We start from the raw sequence: 26,578 nt of genomic DNA, 5'->3' as shown, positions 1-26,578 counted from the left end.
CTCGATTGGTCAAGATGCCTCTCATGATGCCAGTCTGATCCTTTATGGGAATAGCGGCGGTTTCGATCGCCGTACGGATCAGATACAGACCGCTCCTCCACCAACAATGTCGCCTATTGGCACATCGCGTCGTCTCGCTGCTCTGCGGAATTCGGTGGCTATGGGGGCATGGCGGACTTTTATGAGCAATCCGTCTGGCTAAGTCGCCATGGATGTCGCCAGCGTAAATCGCACGATAGTTCAATAGGTTGCGAGAGCTTTAGTGGCGCTTGCTACCTAATGCCGGAAAAATGTCTCAAGTTCCTAAATGAATTCTAAAGGCCAGGGGCTCCTACTGGCGTTGGTTACACTTCAGAGAGCGGCGAGTTCGCTCGCTCATTTGCTATATCTAGGCCGAGTTGTCATGGATCATGCGAAAAACGGACAGTCCGTTCAGGGACGCCCTCCCGCAATTGGTGACGAGGGCGGCATTCCGAGTGATTCCAATCACACCGTCACGGGGCCGCAGCGCGATTTGAACGATCGACTGAAGCCGGAGGTCGACGAGCCAGTGAGTCGCGCTTCGTCTGATCGGGAGACCTCGCCGCATCAATCATCGCACACGGTTCGTCGGGTATTGAAAATCGCCGCCGGCGCCGCCATCGTTGCGGTATTCGGATGGATGCCACTTAAAGCGATCTGGCAAATCTCCAGCGTCGAGGCGGTGGTCAACGCCAGGATAGTGACGTTGAGATCGCCGATCGACGGCACAGTGAGTTCGAAGCCCGGTCTTTCAACTGCATCGAGTGTGACGGAAGGCGATGTCATCCTTCGGGTTGTGAACGCACGAGGTGATCGAACCCGGTTGGACGATCTGAGACGGCAAATGTCGCGGTCGGACAACGAACGGCCGGCCTTCGCGGCCAAGCTCGCCTCAGCTCACGCGTTGCAGGAGGATCTCGCTCGGCAGGCCTCCCAATTTAGGGAAGGGCGGATTCTACAGCTCGAAGCGCGCATCGCCGAAATTCAATCGGTCATCGAAGCCGCAGTATCGCGACGCGAAGAAGCAGCGGCCGCCGTCGAGCGGGCATCGTCGCTCATCAAATCGGGTAGCGTCTCGACTGTCGAATTCGCCAGGTTGATCCGGGATCGGTCGGTCGTTCAACAAACAGAAAACGGCGCCCGTCATAGACTTGATGCGGCGAATGTCGAACTCACCGCCGCGAAGAATGGCACGTATATCGGCGATAGCTACAATGACCGGCCGAGTTCCGTCCAGCGGGAAGAAGAGATGCGTCAACGAGTTGGAGATCTTACCGCCGATCTGGCGCATGCGGATGCAGAGATCTACTGGCTCTCCGCCGAGATTACGGCCGAGCAGTTTCACTACATCGCGCGATCGGAAGCAGACATCACGGCGCCAGTGCCTGGCCGGATCTGGGAAATGATGACCTCAACGGGTGAGGATGTCCGGGCCGGGCAAGCGTTGCTGAAGCTGTTGGACTGCAACGGCGCTGTCGTGACCGCAAACGTCACCGAGAGTGTCTACAACCGATTGCAATTGGGTAAGCAGGCGCAGTTTGAGCCGAATGACGGCAGTCCGTCAATCAAGGGATTGATCATCAACCTTACAGGAGCGTCGGGTGCGCCCGCGAACCTCGCCATCAATCCCGATACACTGAACAAGGAACCATACCGTGTGACGGTTTCGATGCCCGGTATCGGTACGACCGGCAAGGATTGTGAAGTCGGGCGCACGGGAAGGGTGGTGTTCGACAACCCACCGAAATCATGATCGCAGCGCTTGCACCGGGCCTGATCGCTTTCGGTTCGTGTCTCGTCATCCTGCCGCTGCTCAAACGCAACAGCACGATCGCCCGATCATTGATGGCTGGTATATCGTTTGTCTTGTTGGCCCGATACTTAGTGTGGCGAGTCACGCAAACGTTGCCGCCGCCTGGCTTTACCGCCGATTGTCTCGTGGGGTATCCGTTCGTGCTGGCGGAAGTGGCCTCGCTGGTCGCCGTCTGTCTGTCACTGCTGTTTCTCAGCCGTACAATCGATCGCTCTGTCGACGTGAATGATGGAATAAAGAGGGGTACCGGCGCTACGCGGGTTCCGCTCATCGACGTGTTCATCTGCACTTATAATGAGGAAAAGGCGATTCTGGAGCGCACGATCATCGGCGCCACTGGACTGCAGTACGGCAACTATCGCGTCTGGATTTTAGATGACGGGCGACGCTTGTGGCTCAAACGCCTGACGGAAGAACTCGGGTGTCACTACCTGACGCGCCCGGACAATCGTCACGCGAAAGCCGGCAACATCAATCACGCGTTGCAGCATGTAGCGGGGCTGCATGAGAGGCCGGAGTTCATATCGATCCTGGATGCCGACTTTGTGCCCATGCCCGACTTCCTGACGCGCACGGCCATTTTGATGGAAGATAAGACTGTCAGTGTGGTGCAGACCCCGCAGCATTTCATCAATCCGGACCCGATTCAATCGAATCTCGCTGCCGCTGAGGTGTGGCCCGACGAGCAGCGCTTCTTCTTTGACATTCTGATGCCAGCCAAGGACGCTTGGGGCGTGGCGTTCTGCTGCGGAACGTCTTCGGTGATCCGCTTTTCAAGCCTTATGGAGATCGGCGGTTTCCCAACAGATTCAGTCACCGAAGACTATCTCGTCACGCTACGCCTGAAGGAACTTGGCTATCGTACAATATACCTGAACGAAAGACTTACGCTCGGATTAGCGCCCGAAGGACTCAAAGAATACATCACGCAACGCAGCCGGTGGTGCCTCGGCTTCATGCAGATCGTGAGAGGCCGTAGCGGGCCACTATCTCTCCACTCGAAGCTCGCATTCATTGATCGGCTTTCGCTGATCGACGCTTTCATGAGTTGGGCGGCAGTCTATGGAACGAAAGTGTTTGGCCTCGTCGTGCCTTGGCTCTATCTACTGTTCGGGATCAAGGCAGTTCACGCTGATCTCTTCGAGCTGTTGAAATACTTTCTGCCCTTTTACATCTGGCACGCGTTCACGATGGCCTGGATTTCCCGCGGCCGATCGCTGGCGATCATGACCGATTTGTCGCAATATATCGCGGCGCCAGCGGTTCTGAAGGCGGTGGTCACCGGCCTGATCAGGCCACAGGGTCACAAATTCAAGGTGACCGCCAAAGGTGGTGATCGTAGCCAGAGGTTTATCGAGTGGCCGCTTCTGCGGATTTACGGGGCCGCACTGCTGATAACTTTGTTGGCGATCGCCTACGCTTTTATACTCAATCTGCAGGGAGAGAGCATTGCTTATGGCGGGCTTGCCCTTGCCTGGAGCCTGTACAATGGCGTGATCCTAGCGGTCGTGTGTTTCATCTGCATAGAGCAACCTCGCCGTCGGAAGGCCGAGCGCTTCCAACGCCATGAACCCGTCCTCATTCACGAGGGCGGGGCTTCGCGACTGGTTCGCATGGCGGACATCTCGATGACCGGCGCTCGCTTCCTCGATCCCGCTCCACCGCCGGTGCGGACCATCATCAATTGCAACGTCTATGGCCAGAACGTATCCGCAATTGTCGTACGGCGGACAGGCGACGGTTTCGGCGTTCGATTCGAAGAAACTCTCGAGACCCGAGTTCGCGTCGTGCGCGCGTTTTACGCTGGAGAGTATGCCCGCGCTTTTCGGGGCGTTCGAGCGGCGCCGGTCGGCAAAGCTCTTCTCCTGCGCTTGTTCAGGTAATCGAGCAATTGTGATCTTGGTTAGTTAGAGTGAGGTCAGTTATTGGCACATCGCATCGTCTCGCTACTCTGCGGAATTCGGTCGCGATGGGGGCATAGCAGACTTTGGCCAGCAATCCGTCTGGCTGATTCTTCATGGAGGTTGCCCAGGTGAATCAGACAAAAATTCAATGGGTTGCGAGCGCTTTAGTGGCGCTTGCTACCTAATGCCGCATTTGTTTCTGCTAGATTTCCGCGGTGTCGTCGATCGACAGCGTGGTCTGGGTAGCGAAAGTGTAGTTTGTCAGTACGGCGGCCTCCTCAGCAAGTCCGGCAGCCGGCTAATCGCCTTGGCGATCTTCCGGGCCTCCTCCCTTGAGAGGTACTGGTTGGCGTACTGGTAATTCCGGGCGTGGAGGTCATCCCTGTGGGGACACCGCAGATGAAAAGCCCACTGGCGTCCTTGATCGAGAAGCCGTTCTTGTCCTCCTCGAAAGACCAGGGCGGAGGGAATCTCCGAAGGTTGTTCATCACCTGCGGCCGGTCGGCCCGTGGATGACCTTCCCCGAGGCGTAGGTCGGGCGCTTCAGGCGCTCCTCCCCGTTCAGGCGTTCCCGTTCAGCACAAATCCCGTCCACCTTTTCCTGCATCCGGGCCAGAAGGGCTTCCGCCGATGCCGTGGAAATGCCCGCCTTAGAAAGGGATTGGATTTCCTTGCGTTGGCGCAGGATCTGACGCCGCATATGTTCGATTTCGCTGCGAATATGGTCGAGTCCCATGGCCGTCACCCTGATTTCGGGCTATGAGAACGAAAGCAGAACGACGAGTCAAGGTAGGGTCGTAACGCGTCGATGACTGAAAACGTGCTCCCCTGAAAGAGATTTGGCCTTCAGGGGAGCGGTCTCGGGCTCAATAAACCCATTTCAACTTTTACTCAAAAGCTACCCACCTACGAAAACCTTTATGAGGCGTAGCGCCGCGCCGGCATATTCGTGCCCGCCCCATAGCAAGGCGAGAGCGCCCACCACAGCCACGATATGACGGGTGTAGATCGCAAACGCTATGGGGTTGCGGATAGCTCTGATTGCCGAAAGGCCTTTGGCTTTGATTGTGACGTTGCCAACCTTGACGTCTAGTTCAGGTGTATTGCCGCTCATGGTTGAATTCTCCTACAGCGCACACGCGCGTGGGAGCGGCCCCCTCGAAAAATAACACGCGTTCCGTGGATTAGACGGCGTTCGAACGCAGCCCCAACGGGAGAAATAAGCCTTGGCTTAAGTACAACGTTTTGATTCCATTAACTTTTCAAGAACCCGCTCTAACCAAGCCGCCCGCTTCTCCGGCATCCCTACCGTCATGAAGTCCCCGGGCTCGAAGCCGATCGACTTCCAGAACGCCTTGAGCAGATCCTGGTGGGAGCCGTACTTTGCCGCCCACGTCTTGGGGCCGCGGTGATACTCCCGGTGCACCTCAGCCGAGAGCGGGATAACGAACCAGATGGTCGAACACCCCTGGAATGGCGCTGTCATCATCTTCGACGACGGCCAGACCAAACTTCACTGGCACCGGCTAAACCCAGACAGACCCGTACTGGTGCAGCTTGAGGGGGGAAGCCATCAGGAGAGCAAATCTTGATGTGTCGGCATCTCTGGCAGGAGCTATACTCCGCCATGGACTTCCGTGTGGCTTCGTTCTGCCCGGTCCTTCAACCCTACTGCCGTGAGATCATGGCGCCCGAAACTGTTGAGATCCCCGCTTAGGCGGGGTTTTTCATGCCCTTGATTTGCCCGAATTCAGGACCATATGTCCAACAACGCCACGCGCTGTGGCGACCCTGTTCGGATTGCTAGCCTGAGGCTCAGGCAGCACCTGCCATCTTAGGTTTGAACCCTCAGACGCGTTCTTAGGCAGAACGGGGGCGTCGAGGCGACTTCCACCACTGGCTTATTGGCCTGGTTGGTTGTTGCCCCGAACAATTGGCGCAATCCCCAACACCAAGACAGCCAAACAGTCGGAGCTTCGGCATGTTTGCGCGCTTTAAGGACTTCACTATCTTTATCGAAATCGACTTCTACAAAGAAGAACAACCAGTCCACACCAAGCATTCCCGCCACGAAGAAGCCCAACAGGCCGTGCGGGACGACGAACTCCAGGATATGCTCGACGATTACGATTGAGCCACTGCCCCCGCTTCGGCGGGGGTTTTTCGTTTAGGGGCGCCGCCCCTCGTCCCGTCAAGGGCATCCAAACGTATCCCTACGGGCTGCCCGCGTTCGGAGCCTCCCTTGACCGGCCTACCCCCGGACTTCGCCAGTCGGTCAGGGGTGATGCCTCACCCAAAAATTACTTTTTCGGAAGGCGCGCATTCTGTTTAGAGCCGATCCAAGAAGATTTGATTCAGGAGCATTGGGTTGAGCGTGTGAGGCGCCTGAGCATGATGCGGATCATGGCGAGGCGGACGAAGGCTGCGACGGTCCTGGTGTAGCGCTCGAAATCGCGCATCAGGCGACGATTACGGCTGATCCAGGCGAAAGTCCGTTCGACGATCCAGCGCTTGGGCAGGACGACGAAGCGATGGAGATCTGAACGCTTGACCGACGAATTGTGCTGCTAACGCCTGGCACAATGCTCGCTTTATGAAAATTGCTGATTCCATTGATTGTTCAGAGAGTTCCAATTGTGCAAGGCATCCTTGCATAATTACCAACCAAGGCGATTTCTTGCTGAAGAGTCGATGCGAGAGTTTGAAGCACCATACTTGACCAGAAGCACCATACTTGACCAAGACGTCGCCAAGAAAACCGACAAAGTTTCGACTGTAAAAACATCAATCAATGCAGATGTTTGATGCAGCTTTGGTGGCGTTTGCTACCTAATGCCGGATGATCGTGCGCTCCAGAATCGCCTTTTCCTCATTATAAGTGCAGATGAACACGTCGATGAGCGGAACCCGCGTAGCGCCGGTACCCCTCCTTATTCCATCATTCACGTCGACAGAGCGATCGATTGTACGGCTGAGAAACAGCAGTGACAGACAGACGGCGACCAGCGAGGCCACTTCCGCCAGCACGAACGGATAGCCGAGTTCGTCGAGAACGATGAAGTCCAGCCGGGTCAAATGCTCGGCGATCCGGCCCTGCCGTCCGGTCCGGGTCTCGATCTCCAGACGGTTGACGAGGTCGACCACGTTGTAGAAGCGGCCGCGCGCGCCGGATCGGATGCAGCTTCGAGCAATGGCGATGGCCAGATGGGTCTTGCCGGTGCCGGTGCCGCCGATCAGGACGGCATTGCGTTGCTGAGCGATGAAGCCGCCGCCGGCGAGGTCATTGACTAGCGTCTGGTTGATGGGGGTGCCAACGAACTGGAAGTCGTCGAGATCCTTGGCGAGCGGTAGCTTGGCGATGGTGAGCTGGTACTTGATTGAGCGGGCCTGCTTCTCGTTGATCTCGGCGTTGAGCAAGTCGCCGACAATGCGCTGGGGTTCGTGCTGACGCTTGACGGCGGTCGTCATGATCTCGTCGAAGGCGGCCTTCATGCCGTAGAGCTTGAGTTCGCCCATGAGGTCGAACAGTTGAGTACGTTCCATCAGATGGTTCTCCTGAGGTTGTCGTAACGGGCACAGTCGGCGATCGGAGCGTGGCGCAACGTCAGCGCAGCCGGCGTCATGATGTTGGCGGGTGGGGCGGGCTCGCGTTGCCGGGCCAGGATATTGAGCACGACATCGGCGGAATGGACGCCCTGGGCGATCGCCTCGGCACAGGCCGCCTCGACAGCGGGCAGACCGTCGGTCAGAACCGCGTTGAGGATGTCGACCATCTGACGGTTGCCATCCTCGGCGCCGGCAAGCTTGCGCCGTATGCGCTCGATCGTGGCCGGCAGCACCCAGTCCTTGAAGGGAGCACCGTTGCGCAAGGCGCCGGGTTTGCGCGCCAACACCGGCACGTAATGCCAGGGGTCATAGGTGGTCTCGCCGCGGCCGAAAGCGCGCGGATGTTCGGCAACGATACGTCCGTCCTGGCGGATCACGATGCGGTCGGCATAGGCATGAACCTCGACCGGCCGCCCGACGGCGCTGGCCGCGACCGAGTACTTGTTGTTGTCGAAGCGGACCAGGCAGGTCCTCGAGACCGATGCCGGCACCGCATGGAATCCATCGAACCGGCCCGCATAGGGAACGAGCTTTGGCCGTTCGGCTTCGAACACCTGCCAGATCGTCTGCTCGGTCAGTTCCGGATGACGGTGGGCCTTGGTGTAGGCAATGCACTTGTCCAGCAGCCAGGCATTCAACTCTTCGAGGGTTTTGAACCGCAGCCGCGGTGTGAAGAAGCGCTCGCGGACAAGCCCTACCTGGTTCTCGACCTGGCCTTTCTCCCAGCCTGACGCCGGCGTGCAGGCGACCGGGTCGACGAGGTAATGGCTGCACATCTGCATGAAGCGGCGATTGTAGAGACGGCCTTTGCCGACGAAGATCGTCTCGACTGCGGTCTTCATGTTGTCGTAGATGCCGCGACCGCAGGTGCCCTTGAACAGCGCGAACGCCCGGTCGTGGGCGTCGAACACCATCTCCTGCGTCTCGCGCGGGTAGCACCGCACAAACAGCATGCGGCTGTGGCACAGCCGGACGTGGGCCGCCTTGACCATCACCGTCACGCCATTGAGCAGAACCACTTCGTGGCTCCAGTCGAACTGGTAGGCTTCGCCGGGCGCAAAGCTCAGCGGGACGTAGGCCGCAGCCGTCGATTGTCCACGGTCCGTACTCCATCGTCTGGCGTAACGCCGCACGGCATCGTAGCCACCGTCGTAACCGCGGCCGCGCAGCTCTTCGAAGATCCGGATCAGCGTCAGTTGCTCGCGAGCGGCCTTGGTCGCATTGGCCGCCAGCACCCTGTCGAGCTCTGCTGCCCATCGTCCCAGCTTCGGACGCGGCTGAACCGCACGCTCATACTCGAACGATGTCTCGCCCGACCTCAGCACCTTCCGCACCGTGTTCCGAGATACCTTCAGGTCCCGGGCGATCTCCTTGATCGTCTTGCCCTTGATGAAATGCTCGCGCAGTATCCGGGCAATCGTCTCCACGATCAGCATCTCCGACCACCTGCTTTGTTAAGAAGCAGGCAGCGCAACAGACCAACATTAGGGGGTCAATTTTGGACGCCGATCCCCCGGCTTAGGGGGTCAATATTGCAAGCCGAATGACAGTTGGCTTCGCATCCGTCAACATCGCTGATGTGACGCTCACGCGAGCGTCACGCGTCACGCCCGCCGTAACGATTGCCCAAGATGCGTTGCGTGACGCTGTGACGGCACGCAATCGCGCATGCACCGGCGGTGTCGGCCGCTTCTGTCGCGAACGGGAGCAGATCGTGAATGATCGTCAGCACGCGCTCGATGCTGCCATGAATTTGGTCGAACACGCCGCAGATCCGCAGACCGATGCGGCCGCGAAAATCGTAGCTTGGCTAGACACAGTCTGCTTCATCTCGACGACGAGAGCCGTCTCTGAAGTTTACGTCGATCTGGGTCAAGCTTTAGATCTAAGAGCCGATCCAGGAAGAACTTGAGTCAGATGAGTCGGTTGTGATTCCATGTCTCGGAGCGATTCGTGACAGGAGCACACGATGTGGAAGCCTGAACACCGTCTGACGGCCGAGCGGCGCAGCCTGCGCTATCCCAGTGATTTGAGTGATGCGGAGTGGGTGCTTGTTGCTCCGATGATCCCGCCGACGCGACGAGGCGGACGCCGCCGTTCGGTCAATGTACGCGAGGTGTTGAACGCGATCTTCTATGTGCTGTCGACCGGCTGCCAATGGAACGCGATGCCGAAAGATCTGCCGCCCAAGAGCACGGCGCATTTCTATTTCTTGTTATGGGACTGGGACGGCACGTTGGATCGTATCCACGACGCACTCTATGTAGCGACACGCGAAGCGGCCGGACGCGAGGCGAGTCCCACGGTTGCAATCATCGACTCCCAAAGCAGCAAGGCAGCGCAAAAAGGGGCTCTGCACTCGACCCGCAGGGCTTTGATGCGGGCAAGAAGATCACGGGCCGCAAGCGCCACATCCTCGTCGACACACTCGGCCTCTTGCTCGGAGTGAGCGTCCATGCCGCAGATATTCAGGACCGCGACGGCGCGCATGACTTGCTACGCCGGGCGCGGCGGCGCTTTCCCTTCGTCGAGCGGATTTTCGCCGATGGCGGCTATCAGGGACCAAAAATGGCGAAGACTGTCGCCGCGACGGGATGTTGGAAGATCGAGATCGTCAAGCGTTCCGATCTCCATCGCTTCGTCGTCCTGCCCAAGCGCTGGATCGTCGAACGGACTTTCGCCTAGATCAGCCGTAATCGTCGCCTGATGCGTGATTTCGAGCGCTACACCAGGACCGTCGCAGCCTTCGTCCGCCTCGCCATGATCCGCATCATGCTCAGGCGCCTCACACGCTCAACCCAATGCTCCTGAATCAAATCTTCTTGGATCGGCTCTAACAGTCTGCTGAAAAACCCTAGATTTGAGAGTTTTCTTGTCTCTCTGCGGTCGTTATCGAAGTGGGGAGCGGTGAGGGAGCGCGCTTATCGGCGGGGTGCCGGGGTTGTCCCCGAAGCCGGTGGCCTATGCTGCGAGCAGTTTGGGGATGCGGATCAGATTGTAGGCGATCAGGTTAAGGAGAAAGTCGGCGGCGACGCGACCGATGCCGCGATGCTTGGTCTTGCGCATGGTGCCGTGTTGTTTGACCCAGAGCGGACAATCCATGGTAATGTTCCAGCCATCGAACTGAGTGACAGGTGATCGCCATGTCGGAATCTGACAAAGTGTTCGCTGGCTCTATTCCGGACAACTACGACCGCCATATGGTGCCGTTGATCTTTGAGCCGTTCGCTGAAGATATCGCGAAACGAGCGGCGTCCCTTTCGCCAAGCGCCGTTTTGGAAACCGCTGCGGGCAGCGGGGTCGTTACCCGCACATTGGCGCCAAGACTGCCTTCCAGCGCAAGGTATGTTGTCACCGACCTCAGTCAACCGATGCTCGACTACGCAGCGTCGCGGCAACGTCCCGACGGTCGCGTCGAATGGCGCCAAGCGGATGCTCTGGCGCTCCCGTTCGAAGATGGGGCCTTCGATCTCGTTTGCTGCCAGTTCGGCGCAATGTTTTTTCCCGACCGTATATCGGGCTATCGCGAAGCAAAGCGGGTGCTGAAGCCCGGAGGATATTTCTTGTTCAACGTATGGGACCGCATAGAAGAGAATGTTTTTGCCGATGATGTGACGAATGCTCTGGCAAAGCTTTTTTCGAGCGATCCGCCACATTTTCTGGCGCGCACGCCCCACGGTTACCACGACACCGCGCTGATCGGCAGCGAACTAAAGGACGCAGGTTTCTCCCGTTTGGCAATCGAGACAAGGGCAGAGCAAAGCCGCGCATCCTCGCCTCGCCAAGTCGCCGTCGCCTACTGTCAAGGAACTCCTCTTCGCAACGAAATCGAGGCGAGAGACGCGGGAGGACTGGACGCTGCAACCGACCACGCCACCTGTGCGATCGCGGAGAGACATGGCAGTGGCGAGGTTGCTGCAAAAATTCAAGCCCACGTAATCGTAGCGGTCGTCTAGCAGTCTGCTGAAAAACTCAATTCCGCCGCAGTTCGATTCCGTTCCAGACTCTTTTAGATTCCGTTTTGTTCACGGTTTTGACGCCCGGCGCCGGAGTTTTTCAGCAGACTGCTAGGTGTTGTGGCTTCCCCTTTTGGCACTTTTAAGCAAAGCCCAGAATTTTCTGTTCAGCGTGGTAGACCGGAAGTCGCCGATGCTCGGTCAAACCGACGCGAATGACCCACGACGGACTCCGCTGCAGTGCACAGCTAAGTGGGACGAATTTTATGGGGCACGTATTGCCCCGAATACAGTTTGCTCGCCGTGCGAAAATCTGATGCTATTCCTTTTTTGAGAGAAGCCCCTGCCACCGATGAACGAAGGAGAAAAATCATGCGCTCACTCGTACTCGCCGCGCTCGGCATTACCGCATTCTCCGCAACCATGACTATCCAGACACCCGAGGCAAATGCCGTTGTCTATTGTGCCGCCGGTGTCTACCGCGCCGGCTGCGTCGCTCGACCTGGCGTCCGGCCCGTGGTCGGTGTGGGACGTGTTGCACCAATGGTAGGCATGCGAGGCGTTGCCCGGCGCACCACCCGGCGCGTTGTTCGGCGATCCGACATGATGCTTAAGCACGACATCTCACTGCTCGGTCACCTCGATAACGGCCTCGGCTTCTACCGCTTCAGCTACAACGGCAGCGAAAAGGCCTATGTCGGCGTGATGGCGCAGGAAGTCCAGACAGTCGTGCCCGCGGCGGTATTGCGTGGTAACGACGGCTATCTGCGGGTCTCCTACGACAAGCTCGGCCTGGAGTTCCAGACCTACGACCAGTGGACGGCGTCGGGCGCCCATGTCCCGGCCGGCACACCGGTCGAGCAGTAACGCTTAGACAAAACAAGGAACGCAAGGATCCTGTTGCGGCGGTGGCACTGCATTTTCAATGTGCGACTCCGAACAAGCGCCAAGACGCTGAAGTGTCGGCTGCATTGGGCGGGGTAACGGCAGGTCCGACGCAATCGGGCCGCGCGGCGCGGCCTCAGTGTCAATTTGTGTTGGCGACCGACAATCGTTCGCGCAGCGAGTTGGACGGCTTTGCTCGGAATGATCGTGAGAGGCTCGCACACCGCGCCCCGAGCGTTGATGAACCAAAATCATAGGAGCGTTGACGATGTTCCGTTTGTCCTCCCTCTTAGGATCCGCGCTCGCAGGCCTTTGTGCCGCAAGCGTTTTTGCTTCCACTGTCGCCGCTGAAGACCTGACGACTGACATCGGCACGCTCGACAAGGAGACCGCCGATAAGGCGTTCCCCGCCAAGCCGCCCTATTCGCCATATGCGGGTCGCAATTTTCCGACAAGGCCGCTTTTCGGAGACACGCACACGCACACCTCTTACTCGATGGACGCCGGCGCGTTCGGAGCCCGGCTCGGCCCGAAGGACGCTTATCGCTTTGCCAAGGGCGAGGAAGTCATCGCTTCCAGCGGACAACGCGCCAAACTTTCGCGCCCCCTGGATTTCATGGTGGTAGCGGATCATTCGGACGGCATGGGCTTTTTCCCACAGTTGATCGGCGGCGATCCAGGCCTGCTGGCGACGCCGCAGGGACGAAAGTGGTACGACGAGATCAATTCCGGCAAGGGGGCGGAGGCCGCCATTGATATCATCACCAGCTTCGGCAAGGGGCGGATGCCCAAGGGATTCCCTACGCCGGGGACGCCGGCCTATCGCAGCGCCTGGCGCGAAACGATCAAGGCGGCGGAAGAAGCCAACGATCCGGGTAGTTTCACTGCTTTCATCGGCTATGAGTGGACCTCGAACGCGGGCGGTAACAACCTTCATCGCAATGTCATCTGGCGCGACAACGGAGCAAAGGCAAATCTCGTCGAACCTTTCACCACGCTGCCGCCGTTGGGCAGCCCAAATCCTCGCGACCTCTGGAAGTGGATGGCGATGGTTGAAGAGAAGACGGGCGCCGAAATACTAGCGCTTGCGCACAATGGCAATCTGAGCAACGGCCGGATGTTTCCGATCATCGAGTCGTTCAATGGCAAGCGGATCGACCGCGAATATGCCGAGAACCGCATGAGGTGGGAACCGCTTTACGAGGCGACCCAGATCAAGGGCGATGGCGAGACCCATCCGTTTCTCTCGCCCAACGACGAATTCGCGAACTTCGACCGTTGGGACAAGGGCAACCTCGACCTAACCGAGGTCAAGAAGCCCGAAATGCTGGAATTCGAATACGTCCGTTCGGCATTGAAGAACGGGCTCAAGATGGAAGCCGAACTCGGCGTTAATCCCTACAAGTTCGGCCTGGTCGGCAGCACCGATGCGCATACCGGGCTCGCGGCGGTCGAGGAGGACAATTTCTTCGGCAAGACGTCTTCTTCCGAACCAAGTGCCGGTCGAGCGATGCATCCTTTCGTCAAGACCGACAAGGCAGTCATCATGGGCTGGGAGACGACGGCGTCCGGATACGCTGCGGTATGGGCCGCGGAAAATACCCGCGAAGCGATCTTCGACGCCATGAAGCGGCGCGAAACATATGCCACCACCGGCCCGCGCATGGTCGTTCGCTTCTTCGGCGGCTGGGATTTCGAGGCCGCCGACGCCAACAACCGCATGCCGGCGCGAGTTGGCTACACCAAGGGCGTGCCGATGGGCGGAGACCTGAGCAACGCGCCAAACGGAAAATCGCCCACCTTCCTCGTCGCCGCATTGAAGGATCCGATCGGCGCAAATCTGGATCGCATCCAGGTCATCAAGGGCTGGCTCGGAAAGGACGGTCAGACGCAAGAGCGAGTTTACGACGTCGCGGTTTCTGGGGGCCGCACGATCGGCGCCGACGGCCGCAGCAGGGCATCTGTCGGCAGCACCGTCGACGTCGGGAACGCGACGTGGACCAACACCCTCGGCGCGGGCGAGATGATCACGGTTTGGAAGGACCCCGACTTCGACCCGGCGTTGCGGGCCTTCTACTATGTGCGCGTGATCGAAATTCCGACGCCGCGCTGGACCGCCTATGACGCAAAATATTTCGGCATCAAAATGCCGGCCGAAGTTACGATGACGACCACCGAACGCGCTTATACCTCGCCGATCTGGTACACGCCTTGATCGCTCGGCTGCTGAGAGAGCCGCTACTGCAGTTCCTTGCGCTTGGTGCGATGCTGTTCGCGCTCTACGGCCTCGCGGGCAAACGAAGCGCCGACCCGCCCGAGAAAATCGTGGTATCCGCCTCGCGGATCACCAACCTCGGTGACGGATTTGCGCGAACCTGGCGGCGGCCGCCAAGCGAGCAGGAACTGCAGGGCCTGATCGAGGACTACGTCCGCGACGAGATCTTCTACCGCGAGGGCCGAGCGGCCGGCCTGGACCGCGACGATGTCATCATACGCCGCCGCGTGCGGCAGAAGATGGAATTTCTGGCGGAGAAAATGTCCGCACCCGAGCCAACCGATGAGCAGCTTGCCGCCTATCTTGCGGCCAATCCTGAACGATTCCGGACCGAGGATCATCTCACGTTTCATCAGATATTCCTGAGCGCCGCGCGGCGGCCGAATACCCTCGAGAGCGACAGCAAACAGCTTGGGAGCGTTCTGGCTGGAGCCGACCTGTCCGTGGATGCGATGGCGCTCGGCGATCCCTTCCTGCTGGGCGAGGAGTTCCGCGCCATGACTCAGAGCAAGGTTACGGGCGTATTTGGTGACGCCTTCGCCAAGCGAATGGCAGTCATGGAAACGGGGCGCTGGCAGGGGCCGATTTCTTCGAGCTTCGGGCAGCATTTCGTCTTTGTCAGGGAACGAACATCCGGAGAACTGCCACCGCTCGAGGCTGTCCGAACGGCCGTTCGCCGAGAGTGGGCGAACGCGGAGCGCCTTGAGGCGGAACGGAAGCTTTATGCCTCGCTTCGGGACCGCTACGAAATCGTCGTGGAGACGCCTTCAGCAAAGGCGACGTCAGCCGAGATCGAACGATGAATCGCTATCGCTTTTTATTGACTGTTTTAGCAGCGCTGCTGGCGACACCCGCGTTCACGGATGAACTACGGCCGGGCTATCTCGAGATGCGCCAGACCAGCCCAGGCGCCTATGATCTCCTTTTCAAGATTCCCGCGCGGGGGGACGACCTGCGGCTCGCGATCTACGTCAAACTACCCGAGGGCACCCAAGACGTAGGGCCGCCCCGTGGGTCCTTTGGCGACGGCGCCTATGTTGAACGCCGTACCATACGGCGGGATGGAGGGCTCATCGGACAGGCCGTATCAATTGAGGGCCTATCGGCCACGTCGACCGATGTCTTGGTTCGGATCGAAAGCCTTGCCGGCGCCACACAGACCGAACGGCTTTCTCCGACGAAGACAGCATTCATTATTCAAGCGGTGCCTAGCGTAGGAGAAGTGGCTGCGACCTATCTGGGCCTTGGCGTCGAACACATTTTTTTCGGCTTCGATCACTTGCTATTTGTACTGGCGCTGGTGATCCTGGTTCGAGACTGGCGCCGCGTCGCCGTCACCGTGACGGCCTTCACGATCGCACACAGCACTACGCTTGCCGCGGCGACCCTAGGTTTCGTGAACGTGCCGCGTCCGCCCGTGGAAGCGACCATAGCGCTGAGCATCATGTTAGTTTCCGTCGAGATCCTGAATGCACGCGGTGGAAAGCCAGGTCTGACCGCGCGTCTGCCATGGCTAGTTGCCTTTAGCTTCGGGCTTCTACACGGTTTTGGATTCGCCGGAGCGCTGGCTGAGGTAGGGTTACCTCAACATGCGATCCCCGTTGCGCTGCTATTTTTCAACCTCGGCGTAGAGACCGGGCAGCTGGCTTTCGTGGCTGCGGTGCTAACGGCAGGCGGCTTGTTCCGAACCGCAATGGCGCTTCGCCTCGAACCTGCCCTGATTCAGCATACACTTAATCGGCTCGACGTGATCGCGGCGTACGCGATCGGTACGGTGGCTGCGTTTTGGCTGATCGAGAGGACCTCTTCATTTTTTGTGTGAAGCCCGAAAGGTCGCTCGGGCGTGTCGTCGACGTGCAGTAAGGCCTGCGACTTCCGTTTTTGGCACCTTTGCGACATGCCGGAGCGCCCGGACAATGTTCGTTGTTCGGCGTTGACCGGAAGTGGGTGGCAGGGCGTCAAAACGGAGCTATTGACCCTCAACGGACACCGACCAATTCTAGAACTTTAAAGACTTAAGTTGTAGCTACGCCAAAGCGCAATCGGTTAGCCGTTTACGCTAATACTTCTGCTTACTCCGCCCAATTATATCAGCCCGCTGGCAGCCACCGCTGTCCGGCACAATGTCGAGTTTGTCTCCCACCTTGAAGCCATTGCGAGGCGTGCCGATCTCGAACTGGTATCTACACGGGGAAGACTCTCCGGTGGGGGCAGTTCTTGTGAATGACAGTTCCGCCATCGTTATTTTGGTCAAGCCACGGCGATTAACTTCTCGCTCCCAGACGGCTTCGATCGTCGCGATGGAATGTTCAAAATGATGAAGTCGCCATTGATAAAGTCCTAGAATGGCGGCGCAGATGACTAATCCGATTAAGGGAAATGCAACCTTCATCATCGCGAGTTCTCGCATCACCTTTGGATCGTAGGTCTGTCGCATCACTATTCCCAGAAAACGAGCAGGCAAGCCTGTCGCGAGATGAACTTGCTGTAATTTATGCTCGTCCAGCTAAACACGCTCGCATCTAGTTTATGTATGGTTGCCATCAGGTTGACCCGAGACTCTGGGTCTGGTTGGGGCACATCACGGTGTTTTCCGCATCGCACAAAGCGGCCGCAGTCGGACCAATGCCGACCGTGCCAGTAATGCTGGCGGTTTCGTCCTGGCACGGCCGGCGTTCGGTAATGGGGCAAAACATGCTCTGTTTTACCCGGGTAGTTCAGATGTCCACTTGTTCCGCGATCGCCAGGGCATCATCAACCTCGATGCCCAGATACCTGACGGTGCTTTCTATCTTTGTATGCCCGAGCAGGAGCTGTACAGCCCTGAGATTTCCGGTACGCCGATAGATTAGGGTCGCTTTGGTACGTCGCAGCGAATGCGTCCCAAATAGCCTTGGGTCCAGCCCAACGCTGGCAATCCACTGGGAAACGAGGCGCGCGTATTGACGAGTTGTCATCCCACGGGTAGCGCCGCCACGACCTGTGAACAAGAAATCATCAGGCTTCTTGTTGGCGACCTTCAGATAGTCGTCGACCGCCTGACGGGTCTGTTCACCCAATTCAAATCGGACCGGTCGACCGGTCTTCTTTTGTCGTACTGTTGCGCGGTCCGCCGTGTAGCCGCTCGCAGCTACATCGCCGACCTTGATCGCGACGACATCGCAACCGCGAAGTTTACTGTCGATCGCCAGATTGAACATTGCAAGGTCGCGCGTGCGACCGTCGATTTGGAGTTTCGTCCGGATGGCCCAAACATGCCTAGGCCGCAACGGTGGCTTGGCTCCCGTCAGCTTACCTTTATTCCATGGGACTTGTTTGCGGATCGTCGGGGCGGCATCGGTGGGGTTCTCTTGATTTTCCATGATTGCACTCCTCGGTCGTGGAGGCCGAAGAGATTGAGCGTTTCGCTAAGGAATTGGAATTAGGTCGGCTTTCAGATCGTGGCGGGCCTCTTCCCGCGCCTCGATTGAACCAACCTGCAGCGTTTGACCCAAAGCGGGCATTGCGATCACAACTTCATATTCAAAATGTTTGCCAGCGCCGGATCTCCAGTTGGCCCCGCCGACCTTTCACAGAAATAGTTTCGGGCGCTCCGAACGCCGCATCGCCGGCAGCTGTTACGGTATCGGTGTCAGCAACGATTTCGCCCCGCGAAGCAGCGGTGCACAGGCGCGCAGCGAGGTTGACGGCGTCGCCAATGACCGTGAAATCCATACGGTCGGCAGACCCAACGGTGCCGGAAATCACCTCGCCCGTATAGATGCCTATGCCGACGCCACGAGGTAAGTCGGCTTGGTCTAGAAGGTGGAGTGCCTCGCGCGCCGCGCCGATCGCGCGTGCTTCTGCCCGCGCGCCGTGGAAGCGCGCCAGAACCGCATCGCCGATCAGCTTGTCGACATCGCCGCCCGCGCGCGCAATCGCGCCGACCACGATCGTCATCGATTGGTTGAGAAGATGAACCACCCGCTCCGGCTCATTTGCCTCTGCGAACGATGTGAAGTCGCGAATATCTGAGTACAGAATGGTGCAGCGCGTTCGGCTCGAAGGGATGCCGCCACCCGCACTGACCGCGTGATGCACAGCTTTTGATGCTGCACCCGAAAGCAGCCGTTCGAGACGCGCGCGCAATTCAGCCACCAGTGCGGCGCGATTGTTGATGTTTTTCTGCGCCAGCATGACTAGGTGCGTCATCCCAAGCATGAGTGCTATCAGGATTACGCTCGGTACTCCGGCGGCGGCTATCCCAGTGCGCCAAAGTAGCGCATTGAGATGACTCACCGGCTCATATAGTTCGAAGATCACCGGTGAGCCACCGGGTACGGCGACCAAAACATAGAGTTCATAGAGTGCCGATCCGTCCGGCGCAGTCTTGTTCACTAGCTAGTTGGCGCCGCGCTCCGCTGCCGCCACGAATGCTGGGCTACGATCCTCCGTCCCAATCTGGCCGATGTCCGTCGAATACTGGATGACTCCGACAGCGGAATAGATTTTCAGATGCGTGAGATCGAGTTCGCGCACTTCGCGGGTCAATTCAGCGAGCAGCGTCTGGCCATCGGCATCGCCATAGATCAATGCCGGGGCTTCACCACGCTTCAAGCGATGCCAACGATCGGCGACTTTTTCAGACATCGCGCGGTCGATGACCTGCGCACGCCTTGTCGCCTGCTCAAGGTAGACTCCTTCCGCGAGTTGACGCGCGCCTACACCGGTCAGAACAGCCGACAGGACTAGAAGAATCAGGAGTCCCGGAACGATGTAGCGGAGAAAGAGGCGAAGTAGAGGATAAGGCTGATCGAAAGAACGTGTATTCATGACCAGCTTCTATGTGCAAGCGCCATTGCTAGGACGGCCTCAATTCCCAGGGCAATTTTCTTGCTCTTGAGCGGCGTGATCTTGACGCGGATCTCATCAAAATCAATGCCTCAATACCTGTAAGGCAATCGATTTGATCATTTTAGGCGCGATGTCGCTTTCTGGCACAAAGCGTCGATTACTGCGGTGCAGCGGCATGTCCGGAGTTGAGGGTAGACCAGGAAGATCGGCGCATAGCCAGAGTGACGCGATTGACCCAATTCAGACATTAGACATTGGATCCAAAACACTGTGGCCGAATATGCTGGGCTAAGCGACCGACGCGCCGCGCTTGTGCGCGTACATCGATTTGTCGGCTGCTCTGATAAGATCGCCGGAAGTCGTGCCGTCGTCCGGAAAAAGCGCGAATCCGACGCTGGCTGATACAAATATTGGATGTTGCGCAGGTCCGATTGAGCAAGTGACCCCTGATTCGAAATGGGCGCGCACGCGGCGCGCGAATAGCGTATCGTAATTGACCGGAAGGACCACTCCGAATTCGTCGCCGCCGATCCTTGTCGCCACACAGTCCGGACCGGCCTTGTTCTTGAGCTCTAGTGCGAGCCCCTTCAAGGCTTCATCTCCGATGTAGTGCCCGTGCTTATCGTTGAGAAGTTTTAGATTGTTCATGTCGACAATAATGATTCCTGTGCGGCTACCGGTTTCTTGCGCTAGCGACAAGGCCAAGTGCAACTGCGCATCGAACATCGCGCGGTTTGGCAGTCCTGTGAGCGCATCACGTTGCATCGCCGAAACGTCAACATGCATCAGCATGGCATGTCGTGTACCCTTGATTTCGACTACCGAAATCAGCACCTGGAACCAGTGGTACAGTCCATTGAATGGACAGGCGTAGGTCGCGACAAAAGAAGGTAACTCGCCCTGCAAGACCGCGCGCAATCCGGCGAGAATCTCCGCCACGTCGCAGCCACGTTGGATCGCCGCCTCGCATTCTGCGATATAGTTCCAACCCGGCTGTTTGGGCAAAAGCCCGCCGGTCTTCGCGGTTTCTTCCCATTTTCGATTGCAGTGCACAACGGCGCCGCCGCCGTCGACGACCGCGATTTCCGCAACGACGTAATCAGCGAGATCAAGCGCTATATTCTGAGCCAAAGGAGGGCCTGCGAAAATTTCCCGAACAAAGCATTCGGAGTGAATTTGTTCGGATTGGCGATGACGTTAGGCTATGGGAATTAATGTTTACCCGTAAGTCACGGCATATTTGATTCAAACCATACAATGTGGCTTGGAACCGCGTCAGGCCCTGGGTTCAAATGCGCCAAGGGCCTCCGCAGTTGGCAACTCTATTCCCGAGCGCGTAGAAGGCGCTATGTCGGATCTTGACCCTAATCGGACATCAACCTTGAGTGCACCGTGGGGCGAACGTTAACCCCTGCGTGGCGGAACGAAGAGACGTTGACAGCGTTGTCGGATGAGTCATTCAGGCAGTTGGTACGGTAAGCTCCTCGAAGCGCCCGTGTATGGTCAACATTCCGGTGCAATGACGCTATCCAGAATTGGAAGCATTATGCCTTCCGTGTTCGTCGTCAGGCACTTTGAGACTGATCAGGCGCTTCGAGAAGAGAGGCTCTGGCTCATCAGGGTTAGAGTTTAAGCGGCCTGCAGTCGATGCTGCAAGCGACGGTTTGCGATGGTGGCGAGTTTGATGCGTCTGCGTTCTGCGAGGATCGTCTGTGCTCTGCCGAAGTAAACGTCGGCAGGTGTGACGTTTTCGATGCTCTCATGATAGCGGACGTGATTGTAGTGCTCGACAAAGGCTCCAATCTGTCGGTCAAGATCTCCAGGTAAATAGTAGTTTTCCAGCAGAATGCGGTTCTTCAAGGTCTGGTGCCAGCGCTCGATCTTGCCCTGGGTCTGCGGATGATAAGGTGCTCCCCGCACATGACGCATGCCCTTGTCTTCGAGCCAGTCGGCGAGATCGCCTGCAACATAAGACGCGCCGTTGTCGCTGAGCAGTCTCGGCCGGTGCACGACCGTGGCGCTGTCAAGGCCCGATGCCGCCAGCGCCTGGTCCAACGTAGCCGTGACGTCGGAAGCGCACATAGTGGGGCCGAGCCGCCACGCCACGATGTAGCGCGAGAAGTCGTCCAACACCGTCGACAGATAATACCAGCCCCAGCCGGTGATCTTGAGGTAGGTGAAGTCGGTCTGCCAGAGCTGGTTGATCGCGGTGGTCTTTTCTTTGAACTCGTTCGCCGCCTTGATCACCACATAGGCCGGGCTGGTGATCAGGTCATGCGCCTTCAACAGCCGATAGACCGACGCCTCGGAGACGAAGTACTTTTTCTCGTCGGTGAAGCGCACTGCCAGCTCCCTCGGTGACAGTTCGGGAGCCTGCAACGCCAGATCGATGATCTGCCCGCGGACGTCGTCCGGGATGCGATTCCAGACGCGATCCGGTCGGGAGCGATGGTCCGCCAACGCCTCCAGCCCGCCCTCACGGTAACGGTCATACCAGCGATAGAACGTGGCGCGCGGGATGCCGAGCTTGTCCAGCGTGCGCTTGGCGGGCAGATGCGATTGCTCCACCAGCTCGATAATTTCGGCCTTCTCGGATGCGGGATACCTCATGCCTCGTCCTCCCCATCCTCGCTCATATTTTTTTTGAGCAGACGGTTCTCCAGGGTGAGATCGGCAACAACTTCTTTCAGAGCTGTAGCCTCGCGACGAAGATCCTTCACCTCGCCAGGTGTTGCAGCTCGCGCAGTGTCACCGGCCAATCGACGCTTGCCGGCCTCCAGGAACTCCTTGGACCAGCCGTAATACATCGAGGCGGCGATGCCTTCCCGGCGGCAAAGCTCCGAGATGTTCTCCTCACCACGCAGCCCCTCCAGGACGATGCGGATTTTCTCCTCGGCCGAATAATGCCGACGCGTCTGGCGCCGGATGTCCTTCAGCACTTGTTCTGCGGGCGCTTTGCCCGGTCCGGATTTCTGTTTCATCTTCGCTCCTTACGGCTACGATGAACCAGAAATCCTCCCTTCGTGAAGTCCCTCAATTTGTCTCAAGGGTGCTGACGGTGAACACAGCAAACCGATCGATGCGAGGGCCATCGAGAATTTGCTCAGAATAACTCAAGAAGAACACGACGGAGGGAGTCCAAATGCCCTGCCCACGCGAATAGCCTCCTTGCGAGTTGCTTGGACACCGCGATCAGCGATTCAACGAGCCAGAAACTCGTGGATCTGAGCTAACCAAAATGGCGGCGTTAAGCGCGATTACGCAACCAAAACCGGATTGGGACTGTCGAATATGACGCGGTTCCGGCCGCTGTTTTTCGCGGCGTAGAGCGCACGATCCGCTGCGGCAATCACGTCCTGCGCCGAGCCAGTGACGCCGCCCGTTATCGCTGCGCCAAAGCTCGCCGTAACGGTTCTGGCTTCACTACCAAGGTCGAAAGGTGAAACCGCAATTGCCTGGCGCAGGCGTTCGGCAGTCTTGTTTATGGTTTCAGACGTAGCGTCCATAATGATGATCAGAAATTCCTCGCCTCCATACCGACCGAGTTGATCGCTTTGGCGAAGTGCTCCTGTGAGGCGACGCGTCACCTCTTTGAGGGCCTTGTCACCCGCAGCATGTCCCAAGCTATCGTTGATACGCTTGAAATGATCGATATCGACCATAATCATTCCAATCAGTTTATGCGTTTGGGTTGCGTCTGCAAAAACCCGCTCCGCCAACCGCATGATGGCACCGCGGTTCAGCACCCCCGTCAAAGCATCGCGGTTTGCTGACTCTTCGAGCTTTCGTCCTTCCTCCACCAGCTGGCGGTTACGCTCGATCATCTGCTGGTAAACGCGGCTCTTATCGATGACGAGCGAAATCTGGTTTGCGATCTGCAAGAAGATGGTCTGGTGCACGTCCCGATACGTATCCCGGTCCCGGCTTGTAAAGAACAAGAGTCCGATCGGCCGATGGTCAACGACGAGCGGACAGGTAAGGCTGGAACGCCCCCCTTCCAGCACGATCCGCCGGGTAGCATCCGACTCGGGCTTGGCCTTCAAGTAACTTTCGAGATCATTCAGAATGCGCGGCAGGCCCGTGAGCAGGATCTGCTCCAGGCTGCTACCAGCCAAGGGCTGGGAGTATCCCGCTGAGACCTGGACCGGCCCAAGCTTCGAACGTGCCCAATAAGCTGTCAGGCTCGTGCCATCACTGGAAAGAAACGCACAGCCGATACGCTCGTACGGGATTAACCCGGTGAAAGCGTCGAAGATGCGGTTCAGGACGTCTTCCACCAACACGCCCTGCTCAACTCTCTCGACCAGATCAAACAGCTGTCGAAGTTCCCGTTCTCGCCGACTCAGCGTGTCTGCAAGGAGTTGCAGTTCCTGGGCAAGCCGGGCCAACGGATCGGAACTGTCGGGGCGGAGCTCTGGAACCGACCTGCCGCTTCGCAACTGCATGACCCAAGCGGCGTACGCATCAACCCTTTCCCTCACCTCGTCGCTATCGGCAAGCTTTTCTGCCACGATTGCTTTCTCCATCCGTGAAGGATCAATGGGGAGGATTGAGCCGAATAGCTAATTTTTTGTAAATTGTAACTCCAAAATCAATGGACGACTCCAAGAACCTGGCATTGTTGCGGGGATTCTGATTCTAAAGGCGGAGCGCCGGCCGGTAGCCAATGGATCGAACCGACAGAAGCGTTTTCTTGAGAGCTTCACCGGAACTTATGTCAGGTTTGGTAGAGCCCGCTCTCGTCCCAACACCAATTCCCGACTTGACAAGGTCTGCACGACTACCTCACGGCGCTAGGCAATGCTGCGTCGAACGCTTGGGATTCTATAGGCGCGGGCCTGTCCCGCGTGACCGGAATCGGCCTGAAGCTTGGTCTGGATGAGCAGATCGCCGTCGCGCAGGTCCGGCTCGACAGCTTCAAGAAGGATCTGGAGACGGCGCAACAGTATGCGAAGTCCCTCGGGCCAGGCGCCAAGGGCGTCGATACCGGCTATGATGCGGCAATTTCCGGTGTGAACAAGTACCAAGCCGAAGTCGAGAACACGGCAATGACGGCTATCGCGTCATATCCATTGCGCACGGCTTCCAGGCACGTCGAGAGTGGCATGGAGCCATGTTCTTCAAGTAGGGTCAGAATGCGAAGGCGGTCGCCGAGAGACGCCTTGCAACGCGCGTATTGAAGAAGGTCCCTTGCGTTCTCGAGCCGGGCATCACTGCGGACGGCAGCTTCGTGACAAAGCTCATAGTCATAGCCGAGCGCATGCGCGGCGTCCGACGACCAGTCCGGCGGTGCCCGTTTCGCTGAGGCCGGAGCGATATCAACTAAACTGACGCCTGTCGCCCGGGTTACGGCGAAATCTGGAACGTGCCGCCGACTGCGGCGGCTGAGGACCATGGGCAAGCAGGCCCAAGAGATCACCGATACATCAATATCGAGAAGGCAACCGACGTCGCGGGCAAGTTGCGACCTGAACAAGGGACGGCCGGTGCATCGAACGGTGTTCTTCGGTGCAAAGGAGAGGACGGATGCTTCATCTTTGATACCGGCAAGCAGGTCGGCAACGAAGTCGGAATTCTCAACATAACGCTGTGCTTTTGGCATGAATACGCTCGTCTCGAAGCGGATGGATTCATCCGGGAAGACTTTGAATGCTCGGACCTAAGAATTCAGCGTATGCGTATGTGGGAAGCGCGCGCCGCTGCGATGCGCCGTGTGCGCATGCTCGAGGAAATGGCGTTTGCGATTACGTTCTTCATGAAAAAGAACAAATAGAGAACTTTTCGTCCAAGTCAACAGTCTATTTTCTTAAACGATATCGCGAAGCATCTAGCTTCGAAAGCCATCGAGCTAGATTTCGCACATTGCCGTAGCCTCCAATCGTCCGTCGGAAAAGACCCAGGGTAGTTCTAATTGGGTTTGTCGAACTTACTCCAAGGGGCTTTCAAGTACCCTAACAGTCTGCTGAAAAACCAGCTCGCCAAGCGGTTTTCTTGATGATTCACTTTGTCATCTCGAATCGGTGGAGACGAGCATGCGCGGCAATTTTGTGGATCAGGGCGGGTTGTTTTCGTACATTTCACCAGACAAGCGGGTGCCGACGAACCACCCTCTGAGGAAGATCCGCGAGCTTGTCCGGGATGTGCTGGGTGAGTTGAGCCGTAGCCTGGCGAAGCTTTACGCCAGCGAGGGACGTCCTTCGATTCCTCCCGAACAATTACTGAGCGCGCTGTTGCTGCAGGTGTTCTACGGCATCCGCTCGGAACGCCAGCCGATGGAGCAGCCGAACTATAATCTTTTATATCGCTGGTTCGTAGGGCTTTCACCGGACGATCCGGTCTGGGACCCGACCACCTTCACCAAGAACCGCGACAGGCTGCAGAACGGCGAGGTGTTTGCGAAGTTCATGGCCAGGCTCCTGAACCATTCCCAGGTCAGGCCGCTATTGTCGAACGAGCATTTTTCGGTGGACGGGACGCTGATCGAAGCCTGGGCTTCGCAGAAGAGCTTTCGTCCCAAGGACGGCAGTGGCGACGATGACAACGGCGCCAATTTCCATGGCCAGAAGCGCAAGAACGACACCCATGCCAGCACCAGCGATCCCGACAGCAGGCTCTACCGCAAGGCGGCCGGGCGCGAGGCCAGGCTTTGCTATATGGGCCACGCGACCATGGAGAACCGGCATGGCCTGGCAGTCGCCGGCATGGTTACGCACGCCAATGGCACGGCCGAGCGCCGCGCTTCGGAGACGATGTTGAAGGCTCGGCGCAAGACGGCCCGCCGCCGCATCACGGCCGGTGAGGACAAGGCCTACGACACCGCCGATCATGTGGCCAAGCTTCGCGCCATCGACGTGACGCCGCATGTGACGCAAAACAACGCCGTCACCAAAGCCGGCAAGACCCGCACCAGCGCCATCGACGATCGCACCACACGACATCCCGGCTATGGCATGTCGCAATCACGCCGAGCGATGATCGAGTGCATCTTCGGCTGGGGCAAACAACACGGCACCATGCGCAAGACCAAGCATCGCGGCATCGGTCGCGTCGCCGCCGACTTTCTCCTTAACCTGATCGCCTACAATCTGATCCGCATCCCCAAACTGCTCGCAGCATAGGCCACCGGCTTCGGGGACAACCCCGGCACCCCGCCGATAAGCGCGCTCCCTCACCGCTCCCCACTTCGATAACGACCGCAGAGAGACAAGAAAACTCTCAAATCTAGGGTTTTTCAGCAGACTGCTAAAGGTCGTTATTGGCGCTTTAAGCCACCACACCGCTGCGT

The 26,578-nt window shown here is 58.2% G+C and carries 20 protein-coding genes and 5 pseudogenes; 11 read left to right on the top strand and 14 right to left on the bottom strand.

From position 1 onward, the window contains the following. Positions 1–403 precede the first annotated feature (403 nt). Together ACUXVA_RS28265 and ACUXVA_RS28260 are read left to right on the top strand one after the other, a co-directional pair. A complete protein-coding gene (locus tag ACUXVA_RS28265; RefSeq protein ID WP_445489490.1) occupies positions 404–1,774 on the top strand; it encodes an HlyD family efflux transporter periplasmic adaptor subunit in 1,371 nt (456 codons plus the stop codon). Further along, positions 1,771–3,717 carry a glycosyltransferase gene (locus ACUXVA_RS28260; RefSeq protein WP_445489488.1) on the top strand — a complete coding sequence of 649 codons (1,947 nt, stop codon included), beginning with the start codon at positions 1,771–1,773 and terminating at the stop codon, positions 3,715–3,717. The genes ACUXVA_RS28265 and ACUXVA_RS28260 overlap by 4 nt, the downstream gene beginning before the upstream one ends. A 508-nt stretch (positions 3,718–4,225) precedes the next feature. Here ACUXVA_RS28260 and ACUXVA_RS28255 read toward each other — a convergent pair. Together ACUXVA_RS28255 and ACUXVA_RS28250 are read right to left on the bottom strand one after the other, a co-directional pair. After that, a complete protein-coding gene (locus ACUXVA_RS28255) occupies positions 4,226–4,474 on the bottom strand; it encodes a hypothetical protein (RefSeq protein ID WP_445489486.1) in 249 nt (82 codons plus the stop codon). 162 nt (positions 4,475–4,636) lie between these two features. After that, complete coding sequence (locus ACUXVA_RS28250) at positions 4,637–4,852, bottom strand: hypothetical protein (protein WP_445489484.1); 216 nt, start codon at positions 4,850–4,852, stop codon at positions 4,637–4,639. Positions 4,853–5,719: 867 nt separating this feature from the next. On the opposite strand from ACUXVA_RS28250, the gene ACUXVA_RS28245 reads away from it, so the two are divergent. Beyond that, positions 5,720–5,872, top strand: a complete 153-nt coding sequence (locus ACUXVA_RS28245; protein ID WP_445489482.1) for a hypothetical protein — start codon at positions 5,720–5,722, stop codon at positions 5,870–5,872. A gap of 220 nt (positions 5,873–6,092) precedes the next feature. Here ACUXVA_RS28245 and ACUXVA_RS28240 read toward each other — a convergent pair. From ACUXVA_RS28240 to istA, 3 pseudogenes are all read right to left on the bottom strand, one after another. Further along, positions 6,093–6,290: pseudogene (locus ACUXVA_RS28240) on the bottom strand (transposase); the annotation flags it as partial. A 475-nt stretch (positions 6,291–6,765) separates the two neighbouring features. Next, a pseudogene (locus ACUXVA_RS28235) lies at positions 6,766–7,281 on the bottom strand (ATP-binding protein); the annotation flags it as partial. Positions 7,282–7,289: 8 nt separating this feature from the next. Further along, positions 7,290–8,780, bottom strand: a pseudogene (gene istA, locus ACUXVA_RS28230) (IS21 family transposase); the annotation flags it as partial. Positions 8,781–8,887: 107 nt separating this feature from the next. Between istA and ACUXVA_RS28225 the strand changes: the two are divergent. Both ACUXVA_RS28225 and ACUXVA_RS28220 read left to right on the top strand, forming a co-directional pair. Then, positions 8,888–9,256, top strand: coding sequence for a hypothetical protein (locus tag ACUXVA_RS28225; RefSeq protein WP_445489480.1), 369 nt, complete (start codon positions 8,888–8,890; stop codon positions 9,254–9,256). A gap of 57 nt (positions 9,257–9,313) precedes the next feature. After that, positions 9,314–10,155 (top strand): annotated as a pseudogene (locus ACUXVA_RS28220) (IS5 family transposase). A gap of 150 nt (positions 10,156–10,305) precedes the next feature. On the opposite strand, the gene ACUXVA_RS28215 reads toward ACUXVA_RS28220, so the two are convergent. Beyond that, positions 10,306–10,446, bottom strand: coding sequence for a hypothetical protein (locus ACUXVA_RS28215; RefSeq protein ID WP_445493391.1), 141 nt, complete (start codon positions 10,444–10,446; stop codon positions 10,306–10,308). A gap of 41 nt (positions 10,447–10,487) precedes the next feature. On the opposite strand from ACUXVA_RS28215, the gene ACUXVA_RS28210 reads away from it, so the two are divergent. From ACUXVA_RS28210 to ACUXVA_RS28190, 5 genes and pseudogenes are all read left to right on the top strand, one after another. Continuing rightward, positions 10,488–11,300, top strand: coding sequence for a class I SAM-dependent methyltransferase (locus ACUXVA_RS28210; RefSeq protein ID WP_265083621.1), 813 nt, complete (start codon positions 10,488–10,490; stop codon positions 11,298–11,300). Positions 11,301–11,891: 591 nt separating this feature from the next. After that, positions 11,892–12,167 (top strand): annotated as a pseudogene (locus tag ACUXVA_RS28205) (tail fiber domain-containing protein); the annotation flags it as partial. A 286-nt stretch (positions 12,168–12,453) separates the two neighbouring features. Continuing rightward, the gene (locus ACUXVA_RS28200; RefSeq protein ID WP_445493364.1) at positions 12,454–14,400 is read left to right on the top strand and encodes a DUF3604 domain-containing protein; all 1,947 of its coding nucleotides are present in this window, start codon (positions 12,454–12,456) and stop codon (positions 14,398–14,400) included. Then, the gene (locus ACUXVA_RS28195; RefSeq protein WP_265082611.1) at positions 14,397–15,263 is read left to right on the top strand and encodes a peptidylprolyl isomerase; all 867 of its coding nucleotides are present in this window, start codon (positions 14,397–14,399) and stop codon (positions 15,261–15,263) included. Before ACUXVA_RS28200 ends, ACUXVA_RS28195 begins: the two co-directional genes overlap by 4 nt. Further along, positions 15,260–16,282 carry a HupE/UreJ family protein gene (locus tag ACUXVA_RS28190; RefSeq protein WP_445489477.1) on the top strand — a complete coding sequence of 341 codons (1,023 nt, stop codon included), beginning with the start codon at positions 15,260–15,262 and terminating at the stop codon, positions 16,280–16,282. The genes ACUXVA_RS28195 and ACUXVA_RS28190 overlap by 4 nt, the downstream gene beginning before the upstream one ends. A gap of 237 nt (positions 16,283–16,519) precedes the next feature. On the opposite strand, the gene ACUXVA_RS28185 is transcribed toward ACUXVA_RS28190, so the two are convergent. The 8 genes from ACUXVA_RS28185 to ACUXVA_RS28150 all read right to left on the bottom strand — a co-directional run bounded on the left by ACUXVA_RS28185 (position 16,520) and on the right by ACUXVA_RS28150 (position 24,895). Then, entirely contained in the window at positions 16,520–16,897 is a 378-nt protein-coding gene (locus ACUXVA_RS28185; protein WP_445489475.1) for a hypothetical protein, read from the bottom strand. A gap of 280 nt (positions 16,898–17,177) precedes the next feature. After that, entirely contained in the window at positions 17,178–17,822 is a 645-nt protein-coding gene (locus tag ACUXVA_RS28180; RefSeq protein WP_445489473.1) for a tyrosine-type recombinase/integrase, read from the bottom strand. A 160-nt stretch (positions 17,823–17,982) separates the two neighbouring features. Then, entirely contained in the window at positions 17,983–18,837 is an 855-nt protein-coding gene (locus ACUXVA_RS28175) for an adenylate/guanylate cyclase domain-containing protein (RefSeq protein ID WP_445489471.1), read from the bottom strand. A 3-nt stretch (positions 18,838–18,840) separates the two neighbouring features. Beyond that, complete coding sequence (locus tag ACUXVA_RS28170; protein ID WP_445489469.1) at positions 18,841–19,272, bottom strand: hypothetical protein; 432 nt, start codon at positions 19,270–19,272, stop codon at positions 18,841–18,843. A 309-nt stretch (positions 19,273–19,581) separates the two neighbouring features. After that, entirely contained in the window at positions 19,582–20,424 is an 843-nt protein-coding gene (locus ACUXVA_RS28165; RefSeq protein ID WP_445489467.1) for a GGDEF domain-containing protein, read from the bottom strand. Positions 20,425–20,922: 498 nt separating this feature from the next. Continuing rightward, a protein-coding gene (locus tag ACUXVA_RS28160) for an IS3 family transposase (protein ID WP_445487836.1) occupies positions 20,923–22,274 on the bottom strand; the annotation gives its coding sequence in 2 pieces (ribosomal slippage) (positions 20,923–21,938 and positions 21,938–22,274; 1,353 coding nt in all). Positions 22,275–22,550: 276 nt separating this feature from the next. Then, a complete protein-coding gene (locus tag ACUXVA_RS28155; protein ID WP_445489465.1) occupies positions 22,551–23,819 on the bottom strand; it encodes a GGDEF domain-containing protein in 1,269 nt (422 codons plus the stop codon). A gap of 464 nt (positions 23,820–24,283) precedes the next feature. After that, entirely contained in the window at positions 24,284–24,895 is a 612-nt protein-coding gene (locus tag ACUXVA_RS28150; protein WP_445489463.1) for a hypothetical protein, read from the bottom strand. Between the two features lie 430 nt (positions 24,896–25,325). Here ACUXVA_RS28150 and ACUXVA_RS28145 point away from each other — a divergent pair, with 430 nt between their 5' ends. Continuing rightward, the gene (locus ACUXVA_RS28145) at positions 25,326–26,411 is read left to right on the top strand and encodes an IS5 family transposase (protein ID WP_445487948.1); all 1,086 of its coding nucleotides are present in this window, start codon (positions 25,326–25,328) and stop codon (positions 26,409–26,411) included. Positions 26,412–26,578 lie beyond the last annotated feature (167 nt).

It is taken from the genome of Rhodopseudomonas sp. RCAM05734 (assembly GCF_052658035.1).
Note: the sequence above shows the minus strand (reverse complement) of the source record. Positions and strands in the feature narration are given on the sequence as shown.

What these genes read in the sequence shown, in the direction of transcription:
- ACUXVA_RS28265 (WP_445489490.1), top strand. Translation starts at nt 404, where the DNA reads ATGGATCATGCGAAAAACGGACAGTCCGTTCAGGGACGCCCTCCCGCA.
- ACUXVA_RS28260 (WP_445489488.1), top strand. Translation starts at nt 1,771, where the DNA reads ATGATCGCAGCGCTTGCACCGGGCCTGATCGCTTTCGGTTCGTGTCTC.
- ACUXVA_RS28255 (WP_445489486.1), bottom strand. Translation starts at nt 4,474, where the DNA reads ATGGGACTCGACCATATTCGCAGCGAAATCGAACATATGCGGCGTCAG.
- ACUXVA_RS28250 (WP_445489484.1), bottom strand. Translation starts at nt 4,852, where the DNA reads ATGAGCGGCAATACACCTGAACTAGACGTCAAGGTTGGCAACGTCACA.
- ACUXVA_RS28245 (WP_445489482.1), top strand. Translation starts at nt 5,720, where the DNA reads ATGTTTGCGCGCTTTAAGGACTTCACTATCTTTATCGAAATCGACTTC.
- ACUXVA_RS28225 (WP_445489480.1), top strand. Translation starts at nt 8,888, where the DNA reads ATGACAGTTGGCTTCGCATCCGTCAACATCGCTGATGTGACGCTCACG.
- ACUXVA_RS28215 (WP_445493391.1), bottom strand. Translation starts at nt 10,446, where the DNA reads ATGGATTGTCCGCTCTGGGTCAAACAACACGGCACCATGCGCAAGACC.
- ACUXVA_RS28210 (WP_265083621.1), top strand. Translation starts at nt 10,488, where the DNA reads ATGTCGGAATCTGACAAAGTGTTCGCTGGCTCTATTCCGGACAACTAC.
- ACUXVA_RS28200 (WP_445493364.1), top strand. Translation starts at nt 12,454, where the DNA reads ATGTTCCGTTTGTCCTCCCTCTTAGGATCCGCGCTCGCAGGCCTTTGT.
- ACUXVA_RS28190 (WP_445489477.1), top strand. Translation starts at nt 15,260, where the DNA reads ATGAATCGCTATCGCTTTTTATTGACTGTTTTAGCAGCGCTGCTGGCG.
- ACUXVA_RS28185 (WP_445489475.1), bottom strand. Translation starts at nt 16,897, where the DNA reads ATGCGACAGACCTACGATCCAAAGGTGATGCGAGAACTCGCGATGATG.
- ACUXVA_RS28180 (WP_445489473.1), bottom strand. Translation starts at nt 17,822, where the DNA reads ATGGAAAATCAAGAGAACCCCACCGATGCCGCCCCGACGATCCGCAAA.
- ACUXVA_RS28170 (WP_445489469.1), bottom strand. Translation starts at nt 19,272, where the DNA reads ATGAATACACGTTCTTTCGATCAGCCTTATCCTCTACTTCGCCTCTTT.
- ACUXVA_RS28155 (WP_445489465.1), bottom strand. Translation starts at nt 23,819, where the DNA reads ATGGAGAAAGCAATCGTGGCAGAAAAGCTTGCCGATAGCGACGAGGTG.
- ACUXVA_RS28150 (WP_445489463.1), bottom strand. Translation starts at nt 24,895, where the DNA reads ATGCCAAAAGCACAGCGTTATGTTGAGAATTCCGACTTCGTTGCCGAC.
- ACUXVA_RS28145 (WP_445487948.1), top strand. Translation starts at nt 25,326, where the DNA reads ATGCGCGGCAATTTTGTGGATCAGGGCGGGTTGTTTTCGTACATTTCA.